Origin of the sequence: Halomonas sp. N3-2A, assembly GCF_002216165.1 — a bacterium.
Taxonomy (GTDB): Bacteria; Pseudomonadota; Gammaproteobacteria; order Pseudomonadales; family Halomonadaceae; genus Vreelandella.
Genome location: NZ_CP022286.1, coordinates 1923093 through 1930004 on the forward strand (window position 1 = coordinate 1923093; position 6912 = coordinate 1930004).

At 54.6% G+C, this 6912-nt stretch carries 6 protein-coding genes; all 6 read right to left on the reverse strand.

All coding sequences use genetic code 11. The features are described 5' to 3' along the window. Window position 1: 1 nt before the first annotated feature. Window positions 2-1123, reverse strand: a complete 1122-nt coding sequence (locus tag CEK60_RS09140) for an ABC transporter ATP-binding protein (RefSeq protein ID WP_089038748.1) — start codon at window positions 1121-1123, stop codon at window positions 2-4. Between the two features lie 185 nt (window positions 1124-1308). Next, window positions 1309-2187, reverse strand: a complete 879-nt coding sequence (locus tag CEK60_RS09145; RefSeq protein ID WP_089038749.1) for a carbohydrate ABC transporter permease — start codon at window positions 2185-2187, stop codon at window positions 1309-1311. Beyond that, the gene (locus CEK60_RS09150) at window positions 2180-3094 is read right to left on the reverse strand and encodes a carbohydrate ABC transporter permease (RefSeq protein WP_089038750.1); all 915 of its coding nucleotides are present in this window, start codon (window positions 3092-3094) and stop codon (window positions 2180-2182) included. The genes CEK60_RS09145 and CEK60_RS09150 overlap by 8 nt, the downstream gene beginning before the upstream one ends. 82 nt (window positions 3095-3176) lie before the next feature. Further along, the gene (locus CEK60_RS09155; protein ID WP_089038751.1) at window positions 3177-4472 is read right to left on the reverse strand and encodes an ABC transporter substrate-binding protein; all 1296 of its coding nucleotides are present in this window, start codon (window positions 4470-4472) and stop codon (window positions 3177-3179) included. 168 nt (window positions 4473-4640) lie between these two features. Further along, entirely contained in the window at window positions 4641-6113 is a 1473-nt protein-coding gene (locus tag CEK60_RS09160) for an ATP-binding protein (protein ID WP_089038752.1), read from the reverse strand. After that, entirely contained in the window at window positions 6110-6835 is a 726-nt protein-coding gene (locus CEK60_RS09165) for a response regulator (protein ID WP_089038753.1), read from the reverse strand. The genes CEK60_RS09160 and CEK60_RS09165 overlap by 4 nt, the downstream gene beginning before the upstream one ends. Window positions 6836-6912: the final 77 nt, after the last annotated feature.

The window sequence follows — 6912 nt, forward strand, 5'->3', positions numbered from 1 at the left end:
TTCAAGCCAAGCGCTGTTCAGTCTCGGCATCAAACAGCACGGCGCGGGCCATATCGACGCGTAGCGACAAGCGTTCGCCGGGGGCAATTGCACATTTAGGCCCTACCCTAGCGGTGATTTCCTGCTCTCCCAGCGGCAGGCGTAGCAGAATATCGGCACCGGTCGGCTCAACGACGCTTACCTTGGCCTCCATTAATGTCCCTTCCGCCTGCTCGCTCAGCCGAACATCCTCCTCGCTGAAGTGTTCTGGTCGCAGCCCAAGAATAATTGGCTTATTCAGCTGTTCCACAAGCCCCGCTGCATTGCGTCCAGAGGGCCATGGCAGCAAGAGATCATCTTCATCAGGGGTGGCAATACGTAGTGCATAGCCATCGCCCGCCGCCTCTAGCGTCGCGCGAATAAAGTTCATCGATGGTGACCCCATAAAGCCTGCGACGAACATATCGACCGGGTTGTTATACACCTCATCGGGGCTACCAAGCTGCAGGATATTGCCATCACGCATCACCGCAATGCAGTCGGCCAGGGTCATTGCTTCAACTTGGTCATGGGTGACGTAAACAATTGTGGTGCCTAAGCGCTGGTGGAGCTTTTTAATCTCGGTACGCATATCCACCCGCAGCTTTGCGTCCAGATTTGATAGCGGCTCGTCAAATAGATACACCTTGGGTTCACGGGCCAGCGCCCGCCCCATGGCCACCCGCTGACGCTGGCCACCCGAAAGCTGGGCAGGCTTACGTTCAAGCAAGTGGGAGATTTGCAACAGGTCGGCCACGCGCTCTACGGCACCGACACGCTCGGCTTTGGGTACCTTGCGCATTTCCAGCCCAAAGCTGATGTTTTGCCGTACGGTCATGCTGGGATAGAGCGCGTAGGACTGAAACACCATGGCAATATCCCGCTCAGCGGGCGTGCGCCAAGTGACGTCTTCGCCGTCGATATAGATATTGCCGCTAGTCACTGGCTCCAGCCCGGCGATGGCGTTCATCAGCGTGGATTTACCACAGCCAGATGGCCCCACCAAAATCAGGAACTCACCGGAGTCAATCGAAATACTGACATCTTTCAGCACCCGCTCGCTGCCGAACTCTTTGCGCACGTTGTGAATTTCTAACGCTGCCATAATGAAAACCCCATTGTAAGACTGCTGACAAAGTTGTTATTCCGGTCTGAACAACCCTTGGCGGGGGCGCTGTAAATCCTTCCCTGGACGCTACTTTCGCCATCCATGGCGAAAGACCCCCGCTACGGGTTGATTCTGACCTTGCTAAAGAAACCTTTAGAAAGTTGTCACCAATCTGATTGTTATTAGCCTTTCACGGAGCCTGCCGTCAGCCCGCGCACGAAATACTTTCCGGCCAGCACATACACCACCAGCGTTGGCAGTGCTGCAATCATCGCGGCGGCCATATCGACGTTGTACTCACGCACACCAGTGGACGTATTGACCAAATTGTTGAGCGCCACCGTCACCGGCTGGGTGTTGTGGGCCGAGAACGCCACGCCGAACAAAAAGTCATTCCAAATCTGGGTAAATTGCCAGATAACTGACACGACAATAATCGGCGCGGAAACCGGTAATAAAATGCGCCAGAAAATACGGAAGAATCCCGCGCCATCCAGCTTCGCCGCAGAGACCAGCTCGTTAGGAATTCCGACATAGAAGTTGCGAAAAAACAGCGTGGTAAAGGCAATGCCAAAAACCACATGCACCAGAATCAGCCCCGCACGTGAGCTGGAAAGCCCTAACCAACCCAAGGTTTGTGCCATTGGTAACAACACCACCTGAAACGGGATAAAGCAACCAAATAGCATCAATGCAAAGACCAATTCAGAGCCTTTAAAGCGCCATTTGGTCAGCGCATAGCCGTTTAGCGCCCCAACCGTGGTGGAGATCAGCACGGCAGGAATCACCATTGCAAAGGAGTTCCAAAAGTAACCGCCGACACCTTCACAGCGCATACCGGTACACGCTTCTCCCCAGGCTTTCGTCCAGGGTTCAAGGGTTGGGTTTTGCGGCAGCGATAGCAGCGTTCCCGCACTTATTTCGCTCAACGGTTTAATAGAGGTCATCAGCATGACCACCATCGGCAGGATATAAAACAGCCCCGCCACAACAAGTACGCCATAAAGCACAGCACGTAACAGCCGTGCGGCAGGCGTTTGCCGACGAATCACGTTAGCCATGTTTACGGCTCCTTAGTTCGGAATAGAGGTAAGGAATCAAAATCGCCAGAACACCACCGAGCATTAACATAGCGCTAGCAGAGCCGAGTCCGATCTGAGCACGATTAAAGGCGTGGGTGTACATAAAGGTGGCCGGCAGATCGGTGGCGTAGCCAGGCCCGCCGCCGGTTAGTGCTACCACTAAATCAAAGCTCTTAATCGCAATATGGGCCAGAATCATCACCGCGCTGAACACCACCGGGCGCAGGCACGGCATCACCACCCGCCAGTAAATACGCGGCAGGCTAGCACCGTCTAACTGAGCAGCTTTGACGATGCTGTCATCAATGCCCCGCAGCCCTGCCAAAAAGAGCGCCATCACAAAGCCGGATGCCTGCCAAACCGCTGCAATCACCAGGGTATAAATCGCCATATCAGGATCAACGATCCAGTCGAAGCGAAACGACTCAAACCCCCAGCTTTGCACCATCGCCTGAATGCCCAGCTGGGGATTCAGCAGCCACTTCCATACCACGCCCGTAACAATAAACGACAGTGCCATGGGGTAGAGATAAATCGTGCGCAGCGCGCCCTCTTGGCGAATTTTCTGATCCAGTAGAATTGCCAACAGCGCGCCAATCACCAAACAAATCACAATAAACAGCACGCCAAACAGCATCAGATTGGTAGAGGCTATCCACCAACGCTCGTTGGCCATTAGCCGCGTATATTGGCCAAAACCAACAAAATCGTAGCTAGGCAACATACGCGAGCTGGTTAGCGACAACACAAAAGTCCACAACATAAAGCCGTAAACAAAAAACAGAGACACCGCAACAGAAGGGGCAAGTACCAAACGGGGTAGCCAGGCTTGAAGCCAGCCAGACGCCGTCGGCCGCACTGCAGTGCGCGTCGTGGGTTCACTCATGAGAATATCCCTCGCCAGTCAGCCGCTAGCACCGCCGTTGCGGCGGCGCTAGTTACGTCACTTATTAAAAGTACGCAGTGGCTTAGAAAGAGGCGGTTTCAGCCGCACTTACCAACCGTTCAGCAGCTTCTTCGGCAGGCATATTGGTGTCATTGAAGTAATTGGTCACAACATCAAAGATCGCTCCCTGGACATCCGCGCGCACCGCCATCCCGTGAGCCAAGCTGGGGACTAAACCGCCTTCATCAGCGGTGCGTTGGAAGTCAGCAAGTGACTGCTGAGCACAGCTATCAAACTCACTTATATCTAGGTCGGCTCGCGCAGGAATGGAGCCTTTGGCAAGGTTAAAAGCTTCCTGGAAAGTCGGCTCTAAGACTAAGCGTGCCAGGGTCTGCTGAGCCTCACGCCCGGCGTCGTCGCTCATTCGAAACATCGTTAGGCTATCGATATTCAACGTAAAGGCGTCTTCAGTACCGGGCGCCGCCGCGCACAGATAGTCTTCACCGGCAGTAAGGCCTGCGGCGGTGAACTCCCCTTTGGCCCAGTCACCCATTATCTGGAAGCCTGCAGTGCCTTCAATGACCATGGCAGTGGCAATGTTCCAATCGCGGCCAGACATGCCCTCATCCATCAGCTCACGTAGACGCTTAAAGTCTTCTAGCGCAGCGATCATCTGCTCCCCACCAAGCGCCTCTGGGTCTAGCTCCACCAGCGCCTGCTGATAAAACTCGGCTCCCTGGCTACCCAGCACGACACTTTCAAACACCGTTGCGTCTTGCCACGCTTGGCCACCATGGGCTAGCGGTACAAAACCCGCCTCACGAATGGCTTCACCAGCGGTAAAAAGCTCATCCAGCGTGGTGGGCATTTCAACGCCTGCCGCTTCAAGAACGTCAGGGTTCGCCCATAGCCAATTAACACGGTGAACGTTCGCGGGGACGGCAACATAGTGGCCGTCGTAGCGCATAATATCGGCAACTATTTCAGGTAGTAGGTCATTCCAGCCTTCAGCGGCAGCGACCTCGTCTAAATTACCCAGAAGGCCGAGCTTGCCCCACTCTTGAATTTCGGGGCCATTAATGAGCGCAGCGGAAGGCGGGTTACCAGACATTGCACGAGACTTAAGTACCGTCATGGCGGTTTCACCACCACCCCCGGCCACAGCGAAATCCTGCCAGCCATAGCCTTCGGCTTCCATTAACTCTTTGAGGACGTTTGCTGCGCGGGCTTCACCGCCTGAGGTCCACCAGTGCAGCACTTCCACTTCGTTGGCTTGGCTGGTGCTGGCCGCCATGCTGGTGCCAGCCGCCACGGCTAATGCGAATACGGACTTTTTAAACGTAGGCACGTTAAATACGGGCATATTGATACTCGGCATGAATAGCTCCTGCTGTTGTTATTGTGCTGTTGTTTTTGTGCTTATGAGATGTCGTTGCTGATGATGCTCGACTGAACGACTCACAGCAGAGTACGCCACCCTGGCACACAACGGGAGTTACCGAGTCCTGCATAGTCTTGGCAATTTATTAATAGTGTTAGGGTTTTATTACAAGTCAGTAACACTCGTTTGGCGCGGTAGCGTTAACGTGGCCACTAACCCGCCTGCCGAGTGATTCGATAAGACGATATCACCTCCATGAGCACGGGCAATATGTCTGGCAATGCCAAGTCCCAGGCCACTGCCACCGGTATAACGGCTTCGAGAGGCTTCCAGACGCACAAAAGGTGAAAATACTCGGGAAAGCTGCGCATCAGGAATACCTGGCCCATCATCATGAATGCGCAATGTTACGATGCCCGCCTGCTCTGCCAGCGTTACGGTTGCTTTCTGGCCGTAAAACACCGCGTTTTCAAGCAGGTTTGCTAAGCAGCGTTTTAGCGCCAGAGGCTTAACGGTTAGCGGTAACACAGCGCCATGGAGTGATACCTCACCGCCGTACAGGCGTAACCCTTCGGCAATCTCCAACAACAGCGCGTTAAGATCTGTAGGCTGGGGTTCTTCATGCAGATCCAACCCTTTGACCGAGGCCAGTGCGCCTTTGACCAGCTCACTCAACTCGTCAAGCGAGGCGCAAAAACGTTCACGCTGAGCCGCATCATCGAGCATTTCGGCACGCAGCCGCATGCGTGTAATGGGAGTCTTAAGATCATGAGAAATCGCCGAAAACAGCCGCTCGCGCTCATCAACCTGTTCTTGAATGCGCCGCTGCATACGATTAAAGGCCGCTGCGGTAGCGGCCACTTCTTTAGGGCCGCTCTCTTTAAGTGGCGGGCTAGCCAAATCATCACCCAACTGACGTGCTGCTCGGGAAAGCCGTGCCAACGGCCGAGTTACACTGGTAATACCTAGTAACGAAAGCGCCAGCACGCTTAGCAGCACCAACACGCCGACCAATAAACGCTCTTCAGACAGCCAACGGTAGCCGCTAAAAATATCCGGGACGCCCAGTAGTGTGGCCACGTAAAGCCAGGTATCCGGAGCCAACTCCAACTGCACCACTAAGATAGGGGGCGAAAGCGGCTCCATTAACAGACTGTGCTGCCCCCAACGGGGTGGTAAATCGTAAAGCAGCACTTCGTTATTGAAGACACGCAAGCTTTCCGGGCGGGAAAATTCCACTACCACATCGTCAATGGAGAGCTGCTGGGTCAAAATAGAGCGCACGTTGTCTACCACGACCTCTTTTTCCGGGCCGCTGCCAATATCTTCGACATGAATGCGTCGCTCATTCACGCTGACAAAAAAACGCGTGCCACCCATGCTACGCAGCTGATCCAACACAATGTGTCGATAATCTACCGGCAGCGAACGGAAAAACCGCATGGTCGAGGCAATACTGAAGGCCATGTTGCTGGAAAGCTCATCTAACTGTTCAAGCTGGCTGGCCCGCACCTGGGAAGTCCATAGCGCATAGCTAGCCGCTTGAGCAACCAGCACGCCCGTAATCATAATGACCACAAAGCGCCCACGTAGACTGCTTGGCAACCAGCTCGCGAGGATGCGCTTAATGCCTTTCACGAAGCGGCTTCTACCCTGGCGGTCAACACATAACCAGCCCCACGCACGGTGCGAATCAGTTGTGAGTGCTGTGCATCTTCCCCCAACCGCTGGCGCAAGCGGCACACATGTACGTCAATCGAGCGGTCTAGCGGTGGTGCTTCACGGCCGCGGGTCAATGTGTAGAGATCATCGCGAGTAATGACGGTGGCAGGCCGCTCCAGAAACACCTGCAGTAGTTGGAAGTCTGCACCGGAAAGTGCGGTGCGAATACCTTCCTGGTCAATCAGTTCGCGGGTCATACGATCCAGTTGCCAGTCGCCAAAGCGAACCCAGCGAGCCTCTTGGGTCGGCGCGCCAGTTGCTGCCGGGCGGGCTCGACGCAACACCGCTTTAATCCGCGCCAGCAACTCACGAGGATTGAAGGGCTTAGCGATATAGTCATCAGCGCCTAACTCAAGCCCCAAAATGCGGTCGGTATCATCGGCACTGGCGGTGAGCATAATAATCGGCGTATCGCTGGTTTTGCGCAGCTCCCGGCAGATAGTAAAACCGTCATCCCCCGGCATCATGACGTCAACGACCAATAAGTCTGGCGATTGATCAACCAGTTGCTGATACAGCGAATCTGCCCCGTCGGCGGTCAACACGTGATAGCCGTGACGCCCTAAATAGTCTGCCAACAGTTCGCGGATTTCCGAGTCGTCATCAACGACCATCAAGGTAGCAGGCGTGGTTGTCATGGTAGCAATATGCCCTGGGTTATTATTACTCGTTATTATCATTTTAGGGGCTAGATGATGGTGGAGTGGCCACCCTA